The sequence below is a fragment of the Flavobacterium soyangense genome (assembly GCF_015277675.1).
GTDB lineage: Bacteria > Bacteroidota > Bacteroidia > Flavobacteriales > Flavobacteriaceae > Flavobacterium > Flavobacterium soyangense.
The window spans coordinates 32819-50828 of record NZ_JADHEC010000007.1 but is presented as its reverse complement, the minus strand read 5'-3'; the positions used below and the strand labels follow the sequence as shown (position 1 = coordinate 50828).

Here is an 18010-nt window from a genome sequence, read left to right as displayed (position 1 = left end):
TTGATTAGAATTGCATTTTATTTTTCACTGAAAAAATTAATTAATAAAGCACCAGATGCTTTTCATATAAAGAAAATGAGCTTAGTCAAATTATCCATAAAAGGAATTTCATACAGTCAAACCCAAAATGGCGCTTATGCCCTGATTTTGAATGAGGTTGACGGGGAGAGAAAGTTACCTATTGTTATTGGTGCTTTCGAAGCTCAATCCATAGCAATTGCTTTGGAAAAAGAAATAAAACCACCTCGTCCTTTGACACATGATTTATTCAAAAATTTTGCCGATCGCTTTGACATTGTTGTAAAACAGGTGATTATTCACAAACTGGTTGATGGCGTTTTTTACTCCAGCATCATTTGCGAAAGAGATAAAATCGAAGAAATTATAGACGCCAGAACTTCTGATGCCATTGCATTAGCCTTGCGATTCAATGCACCTATTTTCACTTACAAAAACATTTTGGACAAAGCCGGAATCTTCCTGAAATCAAACCCATTGGATCCCAATAAAGATTCTCAGGAAATAGACGATGTCCTTTCTAATCCTGAAACTTTCAGACAAGGAGAAGAAAGTAATCAATCTGGCGAAACCTATTCAAAACATAGTTTGCAGGAATTAAACGAATTACTGGATCAGGCTGTAGAACACGAAGATTATGAAAAAGCCGCCAAAATTAGAGACGAAATTTCTAAAAGGGAATCGTAAAAATCGTTTAACTACTAATCGAACAAACAATGAAGCAGTACCTAGATTTAGTAAAACACGTTTTAGAAAGCGGAAATCAAAAAGGAGATCGAACAGGAACGGGAACAAAAAGTGTTTTTGGTTACCAAATGCGTTTCGATTTAAACGAAGGTTTTCCGATGGTGACAACCAAAAAATTACACCTAAAATCCATCATTTATGAATTGCTTTGGTTCCTGAAAGGCGACACTAATATTGAATATCTTCAGGAAAACGGAGTGAAAATCTGGGATGCCTGGGCTGATGAAAATGGTAATTTAGGGCCAGTTTACGGTCACCAATGGCGCAACTGGAATAGAGAAGAAATAGACCAAATCTCGGAACTTATCAAAGAACTAAAAACCAACCCAAACAGCAGAAGAATGCTAGTTTCGGCTTGGAACCCAAGTGTTTTGCCGGATAATTCAAAATCATTTTCGGAGAATGTGGCCAATAATAAAGCGGCTTTGCCTCCTTGTCATGCTTTTTTTCAATTTTATGTTTCTGACGGAAAATTATCTTGCCAATTATACCAGCGAAGCGCCGATGTTTTTCTTGGCGTTCCTTTTAATATAGCTTCTTACGCCTTGCTGACAATGATGATTGCACAAGTTTGCGGGTTTGAAGCAGGCGAATTTATTCACACTTTTGGCGATGCGCACATATACAACAACCATTTTGAGCAAGTCGAATTGCAATTGTCACGTGAACCAAAATCATTACCAAAAATGATTTTGAATCCAGCTATAAAAAACATTTTCGATTTTACTTTTGAAGATTTCACTCTCGAAGGTTACGAACCACATCCTTTGATAAAAGGAAGTGTGGCGGTGTAAAGTTTCTTAAAAAATAATAACTACATTTATCATCCCAATCCGGCTAAATTATTAGATGGATTGTGATGATTTTGTTAGATCAATACAAGTTAACAGCAAGTCGGCACACACGAACTCAAAATCAACTTTAGATGAATTCCGAGCAAATACGAAAAAGAATTTGGGCGATTGCAGATGGTGTTCACTATAAATAGAAAACTTAACAATCAAAACAGACAGAGCTGGTAAATTGCTAGTAATCGGTCTGACAAATACTTATTACTTAGAGAATGTTACCAAAGAAAAAACGCTGCTAGAATTACAAAATCTAAAAGAATATTTTATGTGCTTGAGGTCACAGTTTGAAGAGTTTCAAAACTTAATTTCTCTAAATAATTTAACGATAAAATATCATATAACAATTGCCGACGGAAAAAATGCAATTGAAATTTGTTCTGAAATTAATGGCGAATTGAATTGGTATCTGTAATTAATATCCTGATAGGCAGATTTACTTCGTCAGTTCACAATCGCTCGATCGCAATCTGTGATTGCTCCGCAAAGTCTCCGACTTTGAGAATGTGTTTATCAGTCTTTGACTGAAAAAAAATCAAATAACACAAAACTAAATCGGTTAAAAACCGAAAACTACCACCTCAAAGTCGAAGACTTTGCGGAGCGATAGAAACAACTACTAGTAACAAAAAATCCGTGCCGAAATAAATCGGAACGGATTTTAATTTTTAAGAAAAGAAGATTAAACAGTTAAAACACCGTTTTCTGCTCCTGCAAATTCATTCCATTTGAAAGAATCCGCTTCGCTTTCGTTTACGTAAGCACCATCAATTAGGTACTTGAATTCGTAAGATGAGTCTTTTGCTAAATCAAAAACACCTTTGAAAGTTCCGTTTTTTAATTTTGACAATTCGCCTTCTGCTGGATTCCAATTATTGAAATCTCCTACAACTGAAGCTGTATTTGCTTCTTTTGCTTCTACCGAAAATGTAACTTTACAAACCGGTTTTGTTTTTATAACTTGTTTCTTTATTGACATAACTATTTCATTTTTAGAATTATGGAGCAAAGAAAACAAATTCTAATGAACATTCAAAAACTGAAGTAAAGTTTTGGGAGATTAGCAAAAACCCTCTTAAATTTTAAACGTATTCTTATATTTCAATGGTAAAAAAATTTATATTCTAAACCAGCAAACGTTTTCTCTTTAAATAATCTTAGATAAAAAATAATAAAATTTCAAAATATATTTTATCTTTATAATCAAAATCTTGTTATATGGAAAAAGAACAACACGAACTATATGAATACGCCAGAAAAAGATTAAACCAAAAAAAAGCGCTTTATTTTCATTTTGTCTTGTTAATTTTAGGCAGCATATTTATGAGTATAGCAAATTATTTTTTAGTTTTTGGATATACTTCTAATTGGTCAATTTGGATAATAACATTTTGGCTTTTTTTGTTTCTTCTGCATTTTATAAAAGTATATATTACAGATCGTTTTATGAATAAAAATTGGGAAAGAGAACAAGTTGATCGCCTTGTTGGGCAACAACAAAGAAAAATTGACCAGTTGCAAACACATATAGAGGAAGAATCTTCTAAAAAACCACAATAAAAAATGATTATTATGATTGCGGCTGTTGCCGAAAACAGTGCCTTAGGGAAAGACAACAATTTACTTTGGCATTTGCCTAGCGATTTCAAAAGATTCAAGGAAATCACTTCTGGACATCACATTATTATGGGAAGAAAAACATTTGAAAGTTTCCCCAAACCGTTACCAAACAGAACTCATATTGTTATTTCACGTCAAAAAGACTACCTTCCGGAAGGCTGTATTGTCGTTGAGAATTTAGAAAAAGCCATTGCTATTTGTCCAAAAAACGAAGATTCATTTATTATAGGTGGTGGCCAAATTTACTTAGAATCCATTCCTTTAGCAGATGAGCTTGATATTACACGCGTGCATCACTCGTTTGAAGCTGATGTTTATTTCCCTGAGATAGATTCCGAAATATGGGAATTAACTTCCGAAATCTTTAATCCAAAAGATGACAAACATCTTTATGAATATACTTTTCAAAAATACACTCGAAAAAAATAAAATTTTTTATCCAATAATCTAGTTTACCTTTGCTTCAAATTTTAAAAAATGTCAAAAAACATAACACCTTATAAAGATTCTACTTTAAGTAAAAAAGAGCAGGTTGCTTCAATGTTTGATACCATTTCTGGGAATTATGATAACCTTAATCGGGTTATTTCGTTCGGAATTGATGTAAAATGGCGCAAAAAAGTCTTGCAAATTATAGCTAAATCTAATCCAAAAACAATTTTGGATATCGCAACCGGAACTGGTGATTTGGCAATTTTGATGGCACAAACTAATGCTGAAAAAATTATTGGATTGGATATTTCATCAGGAATGCTGGAAGTGGGGCAGCAAAAAATTCTGGATAAAAACTTGTCTAAAAGAATAGAAATGGTTTTGGCCGATTCAGAAAACATGCCTTTTGAAGACAACTATTTTGATGCTATCACAGTAGCTTTTGGAGTTAGAAATTTCGAAAATTTGGAAAAAGGATTGGCAGAAATTTTAAGGGTTTTGAAACCAAATGGCGTGTTTGTCATCCTTGAAACCTCGATTCCGGAAAAAACACCATACAAACAAGGCTATACTTTTTACAGCGAGAACATCTTGCCAATTATTGGAAAATTGTTTTCAAAAGACAATGTTGCCTATGGTTATCTATCAGAATCAGCGGCGGCTTTTCCTTATGGCGAGGCTTTGAACAATATTTTGAAAAAAATTGGGTTTATAGATGTAGTTGCTTTGCCACAAACATTTGGTGTGGCTACAATTTATTCAGCTTCCAAGAAATAATATGAGAAAAATTGTTGTTTTAATTTTATTAGTCATAGCCATAAAAGGTCATGCGCAAAATCCTAATAAATTATTTGGAAAAGATCCCCTTATTAATCTGGAAAATTTTCAAAAGCAACGATTGTATTTCGGCTTTTTTCTTGGTTTTAATTCCTATGATTTCAAAATAGATTATAAAACCGTTAGCCAAGACATTCAAGTTGACAAAACAACCGGTTTCAATGTAGGGCTTATCGCTGATTTGAAACTTCAAGAATACATTCGCTTACGATTTGAGCCTGGATTATATTACACGCAGAGGAATTTACACTATCCCGCAAGCTATTTCCAGACAACACCCACGCCTTCAGACATGTTCAGGGAAGTAAACAGCACTAACCTTCATTTTCCGATATTACTTAAGTTTTTATCACTAAGAACCGGAAATATTAGGCCTTATTTATTGGGTGGAGTTTCGGCAACATTAAATTTGTCAAGCAATTCGAAATCTATTGATGATAACTACGAACAGCGCTTCAGAGTGCACCCTTGGACTACGAATTATGAGATTGGTTTTGGCATTGATATTTTTTCGGAATATTTTATATTTTCTCCCTCCATAAGAGGTGTTTTTGGATTTAATGACGAATTAATTCGCGATAATGACCCTAATAGTCCTTGGACTGGCAATATTGAATCGATAAAAACCAGGGCTGTTTTTATCAATTTTGCTTTCCATTAATAAGCGGCTAATTGTTTCTACTAAACTCACTCAAAATAATTGCTGCAGCTGTAGCCACATTTAAACTTTCGGCTTTTTGAATAGTACCAAAACGTGGAATTGTAAGTCTGTTTTTAATTAATTTTTCAAGTTCTGATGAAATTCCATTGGCTTCATTTCCCATAATAATAATTCCTTCTTGGGGCAGCTCCGTCTTATAAATATTGTTTCCATCCATAAAAGTACCAAAAACAGGCAATTTGGTTTGGCTGACAAAAGTTTCCAAATCGATATAATTCACGTTGACTCTGGCAATGGAACCCATTGTAGCCTGAACCACTTTTGGATTGTAAATATCCACCGTTTCTTTGGAACAAATTAATTGTCCAATGCCAAACCAATCACACAATCGCAAAATTGTTCCTAAATTTCCCGGATCTCGAATGGAATCAAGCGCAAGAATTAACCCGTATTCAATGATTTTTTTTTCAACTGGAATCTTAAATACTGCTAAACAAGTGTTTGGTGTTGACAATGCGCTGATTTTTTTTAAATCACTTTCATCGACAAGCACTTTTTTGTCATTCGAAACTTGTTCAAAATCATTTTGGATCGTGTACAAATTAACCAACTCAAAATTGGATTCCAGTAATTCCTGAATTACTTTTATGCCTTCGGCAAAAAACATTTGATGGGCAAATCGCTGTTTTTTTTGCTGTAAACTCGTTATAAGTTTTATTTGGTTTTTACTAAGCATAAAATAATGTACTTTTGAATTAAATATTTAAGAACACTTGAAAAAGATTAGCACAAAAATAGCAACATTTATTCTAATTGGAATAATTATCTCAGCTTGTGATGCTGTGAAAAGAGTTCCAGAAGGCAAACGACTCCTTACTAAAAATGAAATTTTAGTAAATAATAAAACCACAAAGGACGATGAAGTTATTAATCAGTTGTATCAAAAACCCAACTCCACGCTCTTGGGTTATCGATTGCGATTGAATTTATTTAATCTTGCTAATCCAAATCCTGACTCTTCTTATCAGGCCAAATTTACGAATCATCCCGGAAAATATGAGCGAATGTCAAAATTGCTTTCTGCAAAACAAGTGGATCGATTGGGACAATCTTTCTGGTATCACGGAATTCACGATTTTTTGAAGAAAACTGGTGAACCTCCTGTAATTGTTGACACTGCGAGAACTCATAAATCAGTTTTGAGATTAAAATACTATTATTTCAATAATGGCTTTTTTAATGTGAAAGCAAATTACAAATTAGATAGTTTAAGTAAAAAAAAGGCCAGAATAAAATATACGATTACTACTGGGAATCCTTATTTATTAGACTCCTTAACAACTACAATTCATACTCCCGTTTTGGACTCAATGTATAAAACAAGAATATCGAATACCTTTATAAAATCCGGGAAGCAGTATCAAACTAAAGATTTCGACAGTGAAAAGGACCGAATTAATACTTATTTCAGAAACAATGGTGTGTATAATTTTCAGCCTAATTATGTGACTTTTGATTTAGACACCCTTAACAGCAATAAAAAAGTAAATGTAAATTTAATTATAAACGATTATTCCTATCAGGATAATGATACCACTAGAACAAAGCCTTTTAAAATATTTAAAATTAGCGATGTAAACATTTATACTGATTATTCAGCAGCCAATAATAGTTTAAAAATTACTGACAGCACATCGTATAATAATTTCAATTTATACAGCCATTCCAAATTAAAATACAAACCAAAGGCAATAACTGATGCGGTTTTTATCACAAAAGGAAATTTGTTTGCTGATTCAAAAACGGTATTGACAACACGATATTTGAATAATCTTAAAATATTCAATTACCCCACTATTTTATATGAATTAGATAAAAGAGATACCACAGCTCAATCGTTAATTGCAAAAGTCTATTTATCCCCTCGAAAAAAATACAGCTTGGGAACTACACTTGATGTAACCCATTCGAATATTCAAAACATCGGAATTGCGGGAAGTATTTCACAAACAATCAGAAATGTATTTAATGGAGCGGAAACATTAGAAATTGCAGGACGCGGAAATATTGGTTCATCAAAAGATTTGGCAAATCCTCAAAGTAAATTTTTTAATGTCTCTGAATATGGTGTAGATGTGAAACTGAATATTCCCAGAATATGGTTTCCTTTGGCTACTGAAAAAATCATTCCTAAAAGCATGATACCTTCGACACTCTTATCAAGCGGTTTAGCGACACAAAAAAATATTGGTTTGGATAAAAAGAATCTAACTGGTTCTTTAGCATATAATTGGACCCCAAAAAGAAATAATACAGCTCGTTTTGATCTTCTTAATGTTCAATACGTTAGAAATTTAAATCCTGAAAATTATTTCAACATATATCGATCCTCCTATACCGCTTTAAATGATATAGGCAAAGCATATAACACCGATCATCCCGAGTATGCAAATAATCACCCTGATTATGTTGATCGAGATACTGACAATTTGATAATAGAAAAAGGAACGGCAGGGTTTACAAACGATGTTTTGTCAGGAACCACTACTCTCACACCAGCAGATGCTGAGTATAAAACCGTGAGCAGCGTTGAAGAACGAAGGGTTCGACTTACAGAAAATGACTTTATTCTTGCCACAAGTTATTCGTTTACAAGAACAACTAAAACAGACTTACAAGACAACACTTTTTATCTTTTCAGAACAAAAATAGAATCGGCAGGATCTATTTTATCATTAGTGTCAAATGCCGCAAGTCTGCCCAAAAACCATAATGGTAATTATGAAATTTTCAATTTAGAATATTCTGAATACATAAAAACAGAATTCGATTACATTAAACATTGGGATTTAACCAAAGAAAAAGTCTTAGCATTCAGAAGCTTTTTTGGAATTGCCATTCCTTACGGAAATTCAAATAACATTCCTTTTTCAAGGAGTTATTTTGCCGGAGGTTCAAATGACAACAGAGCCTGGCAACCCTATCGTTTAGGACCAGGAAGTACTGGAGCGGTGAATGATTATAACGAGGCAAATTTGAAAATTGCATTAAGTGCCGAATTCAGATTTAAAATTTTGGGAAGCATGAAAGGTGCTTTATTTGCTGACGCAGGCAATATCTGGAACGTATTTGATAATATTACGGATGAAAGAGCGACTTTTAACGGTTTAAAAGATTTAAAAGAAATAGCTTTAGGCACTGGATTTGGGTTAAGATATGACCTGAGTTTTTTCGTGGTTCGATTTGATTTGGGTTTTAAAACCTTCAATCCCGCCAATGAAATCAACAAACGATGGTTTAATGAATACAATTTTGCTAACTCGGTTTTTAATTTTGGAATAAATTATCCATTCTAATGCTAATTAATTCTTATTTTTGCAATCTGAAAAACAACTTTTAACAACAACTAAAAAAATTACGATGGCACACAATATCAAACCGGGCGTAGCTACAGGAGACCAAGTACAAGAAATTTTCAACTATGCAAAAGAAAAAGGATTTGCAATTCCTGCAGTAAATGTAATTGGTTCAAACACAATAAATGGAGTTCTTGAAACTGCAGCAAAACTAAATGCGCCAGTTATTATACAATTTTCGAATGGTGGAGCACAGTTTAATGCTGGAAAAGGACTTTCTAATGCAGGTGAAAAATCAGCTATTGCTGGAGCTATTGCTGGAGCAAAACACATTCATACATTAGCTGAAGCTTATGGAGCAACAGTAATTTTACATACTGATCACTGTGCAAAAAAATTGTTGCCTTGGATTGACGGTTTATTGGATGCTTCTGAAAAACATTTTTCTGAAACAGGAAAACCATTGTTCTCTTCTCATATGATTGATTTGTCTGAAGAACCAATCGAAGAAAATATCAAAATTTGTAGCGGTTATTTAGCTAGAATGAGCAAAATGGGAATGACATTGGAAATCGAACTTGGAATTACGGGTGGTGAAGAAGATGGCGTTGACAACTCTGACGTTGATAGCTCAAAATTATATACACAACCTTCTGAAGTATCTTATGCTTACGAAGAATTATTAAAAGTAAGTCCACGTTTTACAATTGCGGCTTCTTTTGGAAATGTACATGGTGTTTACAAACCAGGAAACGTAAAATTGACTCCAAAAATTTTGAAAAATTCTCAAGATTACGTTCAAGACAAATTCAAAACAGGACACAATCCAGTTGATTTCGTTTTCCACGGAGGTTCAGGTTCTACATTAGAAGAAATCAGAGAAGGAATTAGTTACGGTGTTGTAAAAATGAATATTGACACAGACTTGCAATTTGCATTTACTGAAGGTATTCGTGACTTTATGGTAAACAATATTGATTATTTAAAAACTCAAATTGGAAATCCAACTGGTGCTGATGCTCCTAACAAAAAATATTACGATCCAAGAAAATGGTTGCGTGAAGGTGAAGTTACATTCAACACAAGACTAGAGCAAGCATTTGCTGACTTGAATAACGTGAATACTCTATAAATTATGAATTATGAGTTATGAATTATGAGTTTTTCTTGTAATTCACGACTCATAACTTTTAACTCATAACTCTACTAATATGGCTTGGTTTAAAAGAACAACAAAAGGGATTACTACCGCTACCGAAGACAAAATGGATATTCCAAAAGGACTTTGGTACAAATCGCCTACTGGAAAAGTTATTGATGCCGATGAATTAGCTCGCAACTTATATGTAAGTCCGGAAGATGATTTTCACGTAAGAATTGGAAGCAAAGAATATTTCGAAATATTGTTTGACAACAATGAATTTACAGAATTAGATGCAAAAATGACTTCAAAAGACAGCTTGCATTTTGTGGATACCAAAAAATATTCAGATCGTTTGAAAGACACTATTGCCAAAACCAAATTGAACGATGCGGTTAGAACAGGAGTTGGAAAATCAAAAGGAAAAGATTTAGTGGTTTGCTGTATGGATTTTGCCTTTATTGGTGGTTCCATAGGTGGTGTTGTGGGCGAAAAAGTTGTACGCGGAATAGACTATTCTATCAAAAACAATATTCCATTTGTAATGATTTCGAAATCAGGCGGCGCCAGAATGATGGAAGCAGCTTATTCGTTGATGCAATTAGCAAAAACCTCTGCAAAACTAGCACAATTAGCCGATGCAAAAATTCCTTATATTTCTTTATGTACGGATCCAACTACTGGCGGAACAACAGCTTCTTATGCAATGCTTGGTGACATCAACATATCTGAACCTGGAGCATTAATAGGTTTTGCCGGACCAAGAGTTGTAAAAGACACGACTGGAAAAGATTTGCCAGAAGGTTTTCAAACTGCCGAATTTGTTCTTGAACACGGTTTTCTAGATTTTATAACCCCAAGAAAAGATTTAAAAGATTCTATCAATTTGTATATCGATTTGATACAGAATATCAATATTAGATAAATGAAAATCCCGAGCAATCGGGATTTTTTTTGCTTAATCCAGAAAATATTAACTCTAAAAACTGTAATTCCCGCTAAATTACATTCCCGTTCTAATTGCTTCCACAGGATCTAGTTTTGATGCAGCAATTGCGGGTAGAATTCCCGAAATTAAACCAATTATCGCGGCAAGCCCAGTTCCTAAAAGAATATTGCCCATCCCCAAAACGAATTCAAAATCCAATGCTTTAGTCAAAACCATAGTAATAATCCAAACCATAAACAAACCTATAATTCCACCTATCACAGATAGAATAATGGCTTCAAATAGGAATTGGAATAATATAAATCTATTTTTCGCTCCTAATGATTTTTGAATTCCTATGAGATTTGTTCTTTCTTTTACTGAAACAAACATAATATTCGCAATCCCAAAACCTCCCACCAGTAAGGAGAATCCACTTATTACCCAGCCTACCAGATTCATTTTTGAAATAATTCCATCAATTAAATCGGTGAATCCTGAGAAAACATTTATAAAAAAATTATCGATTTCACCTGCTTTCAAACCTCTAAGAGCTCTCAACTTTTGAGTAATTTCAGCTTTATAAGCTTCCATATCAACTCCTTTCTGAGGTTTAAAAATAATCACATTTACCAGTGATTTATTATTGTCGCCATACCTTTGTCTGACAAAATTTACAGGAAGGAAAGCTGAAGTATCATTGTTGTTTCCAAAAGACAATCCGCCACCTTTCTTTTTTAAAACCCCAATAACAGTAAAACGTTGACCGTATAAACGTAACTTTTTTCCAATAGGTTCAGAATCTTCAAAGAGTGATTTTGCAATTTCATATCCAATAACCACAACCGGAGCAGCAGAATTAGCTTCGGATTCATTGTAAAATCTTCCTTCATCAAATTCTAATCCCTGTATTTCTATAAACTCGTGAGAAACCGGAACGATATTTACATCTGTAACCGTATTTGATTCGTATTTAATGGATTCTCTTTTGGTAAATATTTGGTACCCTAATTGATCAGTATTGGTCATTGCTCCTTTCAAATAGAGGTATTCATCATATTTTACATTTGGGAATTGTTCCCTTTTCCATTCCGGAATTTCCGATGGTCCAAAAGACATTTTCATTAAATAAATGGTGTTTTTATCTAAAGAGCTTAAGTCTTTTGTGATTTTCCTATCCAATGAATCAACAGCGGCAAGCACTGCAATAATAGAAAATATCCCAATGGTAACACCAAGTAAAGATAAAAGTGTTCGCAATTTATTGTTTCTCAAAGCATTCATTGCAAAACGGAAACTCTCAGATAATAGTCGGAAATAAACTAGCATAAACGGTGTTTTGTGTTATTGTAAAATTCCAAAAATTTTATTCATAAACCTAATGAAAATTCACTACTCCATTTGTAGTTACTTTTAAAATATTGTTACACAAATACATTTGAATTTTAACATCAAAAAAACTACTTTTGCACGACAAAATTCTAACTACACAATGAACACAACAAAAACAATCAAATCTGCATTAATTTCTGTCTTTTCAAAAGAGGGTCTGGAACCAATAATACGAAAATTACACGAGCAAAATGTAATCTTTTACTCTACTGGCGGCACCGAGGAATTTATCAAAAACCTTGGCATTCCTGTGATTCCGGTTGAGGATGTTACTTCATATCCATCTATCCTTGGCGGAAGAGTGAAAACCTTGCATCCAAAAGTTTTTGGAGGCATCTTAAATCGTCAGGACAATGAAACTGATGTTCAGCAAATGCAGGAATACGACATTCCGCAAATTGATTTGGTTATTGTCGACTTGTATCCTTTTGAAAAAACGGTTGCTTCCGGGGCTAGCGAAGAAGATATTATCGAAAAAATTGACATTGGAGGTATTTCGTTGATTCGTGCTGCCGCAAAAAACTTCAAAGACACCGTAATTGTTCCTTCTGTTGCCGAATATAGTTTGCTTTTGGATTTGATAACCACTCAAAATGGCACAACAACATTAGAAAACAGAAAATTGTTTGCTACAAAAGCATTCCACGTTTCTTCTCATTACGATACGGCAATTTTTAATTATTTCAATACGGACGAAACTATTTTCAAAGTAAGTATCGACCACGGTCAAATCTTGAGATATGGAGAAAATCCACACCAAAAAGGATTTTTCTTTGGCGATTTTGATGGAATGTTCAAAAAAGTTCACGGAAAAGAATTGTCATATAATAATTTATTAGATGTTGATGCAGCCGTAAATTTAATTAATGAGTTTAAAAATGACGGGCCGACATTTGCAATTTTAAAACACAATAATGCGTGTGGACTAGCAACAAGAACAACTATTAGTGAAGCCTATAATGCAGCATTAGCTTGCGACCCAACCTCCGCATTTGGTGGAGTTTTGATTGCAAACACAAAAATTGATGTAGCCACTGCAACTGAAATCAACAAATTATTTTGTGAAGTGGTTATCGCTCCAAGCTATGATGAAGCAGCCATCATCATCTTACAAGAAAAGAAAAACAGAATAATATTGGTTCAAAATGAAGTTGAATTACCTCAAAAACAAGTGCGAACTTGCCTAAATGGGATTTTGGTACAAGAAAGAAACAACATCACAGATACTAAAGCAGACTTAAAGACCGTTACAATTACAGCTCCTACAGAACAGGAAATAAATGATCTAATTTTTGCGTCTAAAGTGTGTAAAAACACAAAATCAAACACAATTGTATTTGCGAAAAACGGGACTTTGATTGCCTCAGGAACCGGTCAAACATCAAGAGTTGATGCTTTGCTACAAGCTATTGAAAAAGCAAAAACTTTTGGGTTCAGCCTAAAAGGAGCCTCTATGGCGAGTGATGCTTTTTTCCCTTTTCCGGATTGTGTTGAAATTGCGAAGAACGCTGGAATAACAGCGGTAATTCAACCTGGAGGATCGATAAAAGACGAATTAAGCATTAAATATTGCAATGAAAATAAAGTTGCAATGGTATTTACAGGAACACGTCATTTCAAACATTAATTTGTTTAGCTTTGTACATTATTTTTTTATAAATTTTTATACCCTATTAAACTTATGGGATTTTTTGATTTCATGACCGAGGATATTGCGATAGACCTTGGTACCGCAAACACTTTAATCATTCACAATGATAAAGTCGTAATTGACAGCCCTTCGATAGTTGCTCGCGACAGAGTATCTGGAAAAATCATTGCTGTTGGCAAAGAGGCCAGCATGATGCAAGGTAAAACCCATGAAAACATTAAAACGATAAGACCTTTGAAAGATGGTGTAATTGCAGATTTTGATGCTTCCGAAAAAATGATAAGCATGCTTATAAAAAGCATTCCAGCTTTGAAAAAAAGAATGTTTACGCCAGCCTTAAGAATGGTCGTTTGTATTCCTTCCGGAATTACTGAAGTGGAAATGAGAGCGGTTAAAGAATCTTGTGAAAGAGTAAACGGTAAAGAAGTTTATTTAATACATGAACCTATGGCAGCAGCTATTGGTATAGGTATTGACATTATGCAACCAAAAGGGAACATGATTGTAGATATAGGTGGTGGAACAACAGAAATTGCAGTTATCGCTTTGGGCGGAATTGTTTGTGATAAATCGGTTAAAATAGCCGGTGACGTTTTTACCAATGATATTGTGTATTATATGCGTACGCAACACAACCTTTTTGTTGGAGAAAGTACTGCTGAAAAAATAAAAATTCAAGTTGGAGCGGCAATCGAAGATTTAGAAACTCCTCCAGAAGATATGTCAGTTCAAGGTAGAGATTTACTGACCGGAAAACCAAAACAAGTATCGGTTTCTTACCGAGAAATTGCAAAAGCATTAGACAAATCAATTCAACGAGTTGAAGATGCCGTAATGGAAACCTTATCTCAAACACCACCAGAATTAGCTGCGGATATTTACAATACAGGAATTTATCTTGCCGGTGGAGGATCAATGTTGAGAGGGCTTGACAAAAGAATTTCACAAAAAACAGATTTACCAGTTTATATTGCTGAAGATCCTTTAAGAGCAGTTGTTAGAGGAACAGGAATGGCACTTAAAAATCTTAGCCGATTCAAAAGTGTTTTGATTAAATAAAATGTTTGGTTTAGAGTGATTCGTTTAAATTTACAACATACATTATACAGGTAGAAAATGCAGCAAATATTTAATTTTATTTATAAAAACAGTAATAGATTGCTGTTTTTGCTGCTTTTGGGTATTTCGTTATTCCTATCAATTCAATCCCATTCCTATCATCGAAGTAAAATCATAAGTTCTGCCAATTTTTTGAGTGGCGGAGTTTATGAAAGAATAAATAATGTTAGTGAATATTTAAATTTGAGAACCCAAAACGATGCTCTTGCACAAGAAAATGCTAAGTTAAGAAGTCTGCTTTTCAATGCAAAAGACACTACTGCTACTCCAAAATTAGATAGTATAAAAGGACTAAAACCTGATGATATTATAGTTTCAAAAGTAATTCACAATACATTTAACACTCACGAAAATTATATAACCTTAAATACTGGAAGTCTTCAAGGTGTAAAACCAGATATGGGAGTAATTAATAGTTTGGGAATTGTAGGGATTATTGACAACACTTCGAGCAATTATTCGACGGTAATCAGTATTTTAAATGTCAAATCTCAAATAAATGCAAAACTAAAAAAATCAAATCATTTTGGTTCTTTGACTTGGAATGGAAAGAGCACAGGTTTTGTACAATTGACAGATGTTCCTAGATTAGCCTCAATCAGAAAAGGAGATACAATAGTGACTGGAGGACAATCGGTTATATTTCCAGAAAACATCAATATTGGAACCATTGACAAAATAGAAATAGACAATCAAACGCATTACTATACTATACAAGTAAAATTATTTAATGATATGACTAATTTAGGTCACGTTTATATCATCAAAAGTAAAAATCGGGAAGAAATTATCAATTTAGAAAAAAAGGAAAAAAAAGATGAATAACGCTTTATTCGTAAATATTTTTCGTTTCATTCTGCTATTGGCAGTTCAAATTATTATTTTCAATAACATGAACTTTTTGGGCTATATCAGTCCATATCCCTATATTCTTTTTATAATATTATATCCCGTAAACGGCAATAAATCAGGTTTATTAGTAGCCAGTTTTTTCCTTGGACTTATTATGGATATGTTCAGTAATTCTGGCGGAATTCATACTACAGCCTGTGTCATTTTAGCGTATTACAGACCTTATTTATTTAAATTTTCTTTTGGTCTTAGCTATGAATACCAAACCGTTAAATTGAATGATGAAGTGACTCCCGAAAGGTTTTCGTTTATATTATTATCTGTATTAATTCATCATTTTATTTTGTTTACTTTAGAAGCCTTTAAATTCAGCTTTATCTTAGACATTTTAATTCGAACCATATTAAGCACCGTTTTTACCATTATTATCTGCATCATTATAATTTATCTTATTAAGCCGAATAGACGATGAGAAAAGTGTTGCTTCCTACCTTAATAATTATTGCAGCGTCTTTACTGGTAATACGCCTTTTTTATTTGCAAATTATTGATGATTCTTTCAAATTAAAATCAGATAATAACGCCATAAAAATAAAATATGACTATCCAGAAAGAGGTTATATTTATGACAGAAACGGAAAATTATTGGTCGCAAACCAGCCTTCATATGATATTATGGTAATTCCAAGGGACATAAAAGATTTGGACACCTTGGAGTTTTGCCAATTATTGGATATTACAAAAGATGATTTTTTAAAAAAAATAGCCAAAGCCAAAGTTTATAGTCCACGATTGCCTTCGGTTTTTTTAGCGCAATTGAATAAAAGCGAGTTTGCGGCATTTCAGGAAAAAATTCGAAAATTCGAAGGCTTCTATTTTCAGAAACGTTCCCTTCGGGATTATCAGGTTAATTTTGGAGCCAATGTTTTTGGTTTTATTACTCAAGCCAGCGAAAAATTAGTTGCAAAAAATCCCTATTATAACAGTGGTGATTTAATCGGAAAACAAGGTGTTGAAGAAAGTTATGAAGAGATTTTGCGCGGAATAAAAGGCGTGAAATATTTTCAAAAAGACAAATACAACCGTGAAATTGGCTCGTTCAAAGAAGGAAAATACGACACTATCGCCGTTCAGGGGGAAGACATCAATTTGACTATTGATGCAGAACTTCAAAAATATGGTGAGGAATTAATGATCAATAAAAGAGGCGGAATTGTTGCTATTGAACCAAAAACTGGTGAGATATTGGCTCTTGTAACTGCCCCTTCTTATGACCCATCAATTTTAGTAGGGCGTCAACGTTCTAAAAATTATACATTATTATACCGAGATTCCATTGCAAACCCACTCTATGACAGAGCATTATTGGCAGAATATCCTCCAGGTTCCCCATTTAAAATTCTAACCGGTTTAATTGGTCTCCAAGAAGGAGTAATTAATGAACAGACTACTTATGTTTGTAATCATGGATTTAGTTATGCTCCTGGACGATTTATGAAATGCCATGATTCTGGTCCTCGTCAATTACACACTGGAATATATAATTCTTGTAATACTTATTTTGGTAATGTCTATTTACGAATTATAGGAAAATATTCAAATACACCATATGCAGTAGATGTTTGGAGTGATCACGTCAAAAGTTTTGGACTGGGACAATTTATGGGCTACGATTTGCCTACGGGGAAAAAGGGAAAGATACCCAATTCAAAAACCTACAAAAAAATGTATCCAGGTTGGGGTTATAGCGGTAAAACTATTATTTCAAATGCTATAGGTCAAGGTGAAATTGTAATGACTCCTATTCAGCTGGCTAACATGATGGCAACTGTTGCTAACCAGGGATATTATTACACGCCTCATATCATTAAGAAAATTAAAGGTGAAACCATTGATAAAAAATTTACAACAAAACACGTAACCACAATTGATAAAAAGTATTTTGCGCCAATGATTAGTGGTTTGTTTGATGTTTACAATCTTGGAACTGCCAGTGCACTTCGAGTAGAAGGAATTGATATTTGTGGAAAAACAGGAACGGCTGAAAATTATGCAAAAATTGGCGGAGTGAGAACAAAACTCGAGGATCACTCAATTTTTGTTGCATTTGCCCCAAAAGACAACCCGAAAATTGCCATAGCCATTATGGTTGAAAACGGAGGTTTTGGAGCAACAATTGCAGGTCCAATAGCCAGTTTGATGATCGAAAAATATCTTAGAGGAAAAATAACGAGAACTGACTTAGAAAAAAGAACATTAGAAAGAAGTCTACAAGACAGATATGCAAAGTTAGGTGGACAATCAGAAGCCGTTAAGCTAGAAATGAGAATGAGAGATTCTATTTTGAAAAGCAAAACGATAGTTCCAAAAATAAAAACAGATACAACTAAATAACAATAAGCGATTCA

Annotated in this window: 17 protein-coding genes; 14 read left to right on the top strand and 3 right to left on the bottom strand. The window is 33.7% G+C overall.

The genetic code is table 11. The features are described 5' to 3' along the window. Positions 1-75: 75 nt before the first annotated feature. Entirely contained in the window at positions 76-705 is a 630-nt protein-coding gene (locus IR213_RS04870; protein ID WP_194311190.1) for a bifunctional nuclease family protein, read from the top strand. Positions 706-734: 29 nt separating this feature from the next. Next, positions 735-1559: a thymidylate synthase gene (locus tag IR213_RS04865; RefSeq protein ID WP_194311189.1), complete on the top strand. Its 825-nt coding sequence runs from the start codon at positions 735-737 to the stop codon at positions 1557-1559. A 736-nt stretch (positions 1560-2295) separates the two neighbouring features. Here the strand turns inward: IR213_RS04865 and IR213_RS04860 are convergent. Continuing rightward, positions 2296-2592, bottom strand: coding sequence for an isoamylase early set domain-containing protein (locus IR213_RS04860; RefSeq protein ID WP_194311188.1), 297 nt, complete (start codon positions 2590-2592; stop codon positions 2296-2298). Positions 2593-2831: 239 nt separating this feature from the next. Between IR213_RS04860 and IR213_RS04855 the strand changes: the two genes are divergently transcribed. Genes IR213_RS04855 through porT form a run of 4 tightly spaced genes read left to right on the top strand, consistent with a single transcriptional unit; the run spans position 2832 to position 5163 of the window. After that, positions 2832-3173: a 2TM domain-containing protein gene (locus IR213_RS04855; RefSeq protein WP_194311187.1), complete on the top strand. Its 342-nt coding sequence runs from the start codon at positions 2832-2834 to the stop codon at positions 3171-3173. A 3-nt stretch (positions 3174-3176) separates the two neighbouring features. Then, a complete protein-coding gene (locus IR213_RS04850) occupies positions 3177-3662 on the top strand; it encodes a dihydrofolate reductase (protein ID WP_194311186.1) in 486 nt (161 codons plus the stop codon). Between the two features lie 48 nt (positions 3663-3710). Next, complete coding sequence (gene ubiE, locus IR213_RS04845) at positions 3711-4442, top strand: bifunctional demethylmenaquinone methyltransferase/2-methoxy-6-polyprenyl-1,4-benzoquinol methylase UbiE (protein WP_194311185.1); 732 nt, start codon at positions 3711-3713, stop codon at positions 4440-4442. Between the two features lies 1 nt (position 4443). After that, the gene (gene porT, locus IR213_RS04840) at positions 4444-5163 is read left to right on the top strand and encodes a type IX secretion/gliding motility protein PorT/SprT (protein ID WP_194311184.1); all 720 of its coding nucleotides are present in this window, start codon (positions 4444-4446) and stop codon (positions 5161-5163) included. Between the two features lie 7 nt (positions 5164-5170). Here the strand turns inward: porT and IR213_RS04835 are convergent, their stop codons facing one another. Further along, positions 5171-5899, bottom strand: a complete 729-nt coding sequence (locus IR213_RS04835; protein ID WP_194311183.1) for an RNA methyltransferase — start codon at positions 5897-5899, stop codon at positions 5171-5173. A 37-nt stretch (positions 5900-5936) separates the two neighbouring features. Between IR213_RS04835 and tamL the strand changes: the two genes are divergently transcribed. The 3 genes from tamL to accD all read left to right on the top strand — a co-directional run bounded on the left by tamL (position 5937) and on the right by accD (position 10585). Next, positions 5937-8519 (top strand): translocation and assembly module lipoprotein TamL, encoded by a 2583-nt coding sequence (tamL, locus tag IR213_RS04830; protein ID WP_194311182.1) that lies wholly within the window; start codon positions 5937-5939, stop codon positions 8517-8519. A 64-nt stretch (positions 8520-8583) separates the two neighbouring features. Next, positions 8584-9651, top strand: coding sequence for a class II fructose-bisphosphate aldolase (gene fbaA / locus IR213_RS04825; protein ID WP_194311181.1), 1068 nt, complete (start codon positions 8584-8586; stop codon positions 9649-9651). Between the two features lie 79 nt (positions 9652-9730). Next, positions 9731-10585 (top strand): acetyl-CoA carboxylase, carboxyltransferase subunit beta, encoded by an 855-nt coding sequence (accD, locus tag IR213_RS04820; RefSeq protein WP_194311180.1) that lies wholly within the window; start codon positions 9731-9733, stop codon positions 10583-10585. A gap of 78 nt (positions 10586-10663) precedes the next feature. Here the strand turns inward: accD and IR213_RS04815 are convergent, their stop codons facing one another. Further along, positions 10664-11917 (bottom strand): ABC transporter permease, encoded by a 1254-nt coding sequence (locus IR213_RS04815; RefSeq protein ID WP_194311179.1) that lies wholly within the window; start codon positions 11915-11917, stop codon positions 10664-10666. Between the two features lie 163 nt (positions 11918-12080). Here IR213_RS04815 and purH point away from each other — a divergent pair, with 163 nt between their 5' ends. From purH to mrdA, 5 genes are read left to right on the top strand one after another with little or no spacing between them, the layout of a single operon-like run. Next, positions 12081-13607 carry a bifunctional phosphoribosylaminoimidazolecarboxamide formyltransferase/IMP cyclohydrolase gene (purH, locus tag IR213_RS04810; protein ID WP_194311178.1) on the top strand — a complete coding sequence of 509 codons (1527 nt, stop codon included), beginning with the start codon at positions 12081-12083 and terminating at the stop codon, positions 13605-13607. A 54-nt stretch (positions 13608-13661) separates the two neighbouring features. Then, positions 13662-14690: a rod shape-determining protein gene (locus IR213_RS04805; RefSeq protein WP_194311177.1), complete on the top strand. Its 1029-nt coding sequence runs from the start codon at positions 13662-13664 to the stop codon at positions 14688-14690. A 57-nt stretch (positions 14691-14747) separates the two neighbouring features. Beyond that, on the top strand, positions 14748-15575 hold the full coding sequence (gene mreC, locus IR213_RS04800; protein WP_194311176.1) for a rod shape-determining protein MreC: 828 nt from the start codon (positions 14748-14750) through the stop codon (positions 15573-15575). Next, the gene (locus tag IR213_RS04795; RefSeq protein WP_194311175.1) at positions 15568-16074 is read left to right on the top strand and encodes a rod shape-determining protein MreD; all 507 of its coding nucleotides are present in this window, start codon (positions 15568-15570) and stop codon (positions 16072-16074) included. Before mreC ends, IR213_RS04795 begins: the two co-directional genes overlap by 8 nt. Beyond that, a complete protein-coding gene (gene mrdA, locus IR213_RS04790; protein ID WP_194311174.1) occupies positions 16071-17996 on the top strand; it encodes a penicillin-binding protein 2 in 1926 nt (641 codons plus the stop codon). Before IR213_RS04795 ends, mrdA begins: the two co-directional genes overlap by 4 nt. The last annotated feature ends 14 nt before the right edge of the window (positions 17997-18010 follow it).

Excerpts from the sequence above, each read along its gene's own strand:
- IR213_RS04870 (WP_194311190.1), top strand. The coding sequence starts at position 76 with ATGAGCTTAGTCAAATTATCCATAAAAGGAATTTCATACAGTCAAACC.
- IR213_RS04865 (WP_194311189.1), top strand. The coding sequence starts at position 735 with ATGAAGCAGTACCTAGATTTAGTAAAACACGTTTTAGAAAGCGGAAAT.
- IR213_RS04860 (WP_194311188.1), bottom strand. The coding sequence starts at position 2,592 with ATGTCAATAAAGAAACAAGTTATAAAAACAAAACCGGTTTGTAAAGTT.
- IR213_RS04855 (WP_194311187.1), top strand. The coding sequence starts at position 2,832 with ATGGAAAAAGAACAACACGAACTATATGAATACGCCAGAAAAAGATTA.
- IR213_RS04850 (WP_194311186.1), top strand. The coding sequence starts at position 3,177 with ATGATTATTATGATTGCGGCTGTTGCCGAAAACAGTGCCTTAGGGAAA.
- ubiE (WP_194311185.1), top strand. The coding sequence starts at position 3,711 with ATGTCAAAAAACATAACACCTTATAAAGATTCTACTTTAAGTAAAAAA.
- porT (WP_194311184.1), top strand. The coding sequence starts at position 4,444 with ATGAGAAAAATTGTTGTTTTAATTTTATTAGTCATAGCCATAAAAGGT.
- IR213_RS04835 (WP_194311183.1), bottom strand. The coding sequence starts at position 5,899 with ATGCTTAGTAAAAACCAAATAAAACTTATAACGAGTTTACAGCAAAAA.
- fbaA (WP_194311181.1), top strand. The coding sequence starts at position 8,584 with ATGGCACACAATATCAAACCGGGCGTAGCTACAGGAGACCAAGTACAA.
- accD (WP_194311180.1), top strand. The coding sequence starts at position 9,731 with ATGGCTTGGTTTAAAAGAACAACAAAAGGGATTACTACCGCTACCGAA.
- IR213_RS04815 (WP_194311179.1), bottom strand. The coding sequence starts at position 11,917 with ATGCTAGTTTATTTCCGACTATTATCTGAGAGTTTCCGTTTTGCAATG.
- purH (WP_194311178.1), top strand. The coding sequence starts at position 12,081 with ATGAACACAACAAAAACAATCAAATCTGCATTAATTTCTGTCTTTTCA.
- IR213_RS04805 (WP_194311177.1), top strand. The coding sequence starts at position 13,662 with ATGGGATTTTTTGATTTCATGACCGAGGATATTGCGATAGACCTTGGT.
- mreC (WP_194311176.1), top strand. The coding sequence starts at position 14,748 with ATGCAGCAAATATTTAATTTTATTTATAAAAACAGTAATAGATTGCTG.
- IR213_RS04795 (WP_194311175.1), top strand. The coding sequence starts at position 15,568 with ATGAATAACGCTTTATTCGTAAATATTTTTCGTTTCATTCTGCTATTG.
- mrdA (WP_194311174.1), top strand. The coding sequence starts at position 16,071 with ATGAGAAAAGTGTTGCTTCCTACCTTAATAATTATTGCAGCGTCTTTA.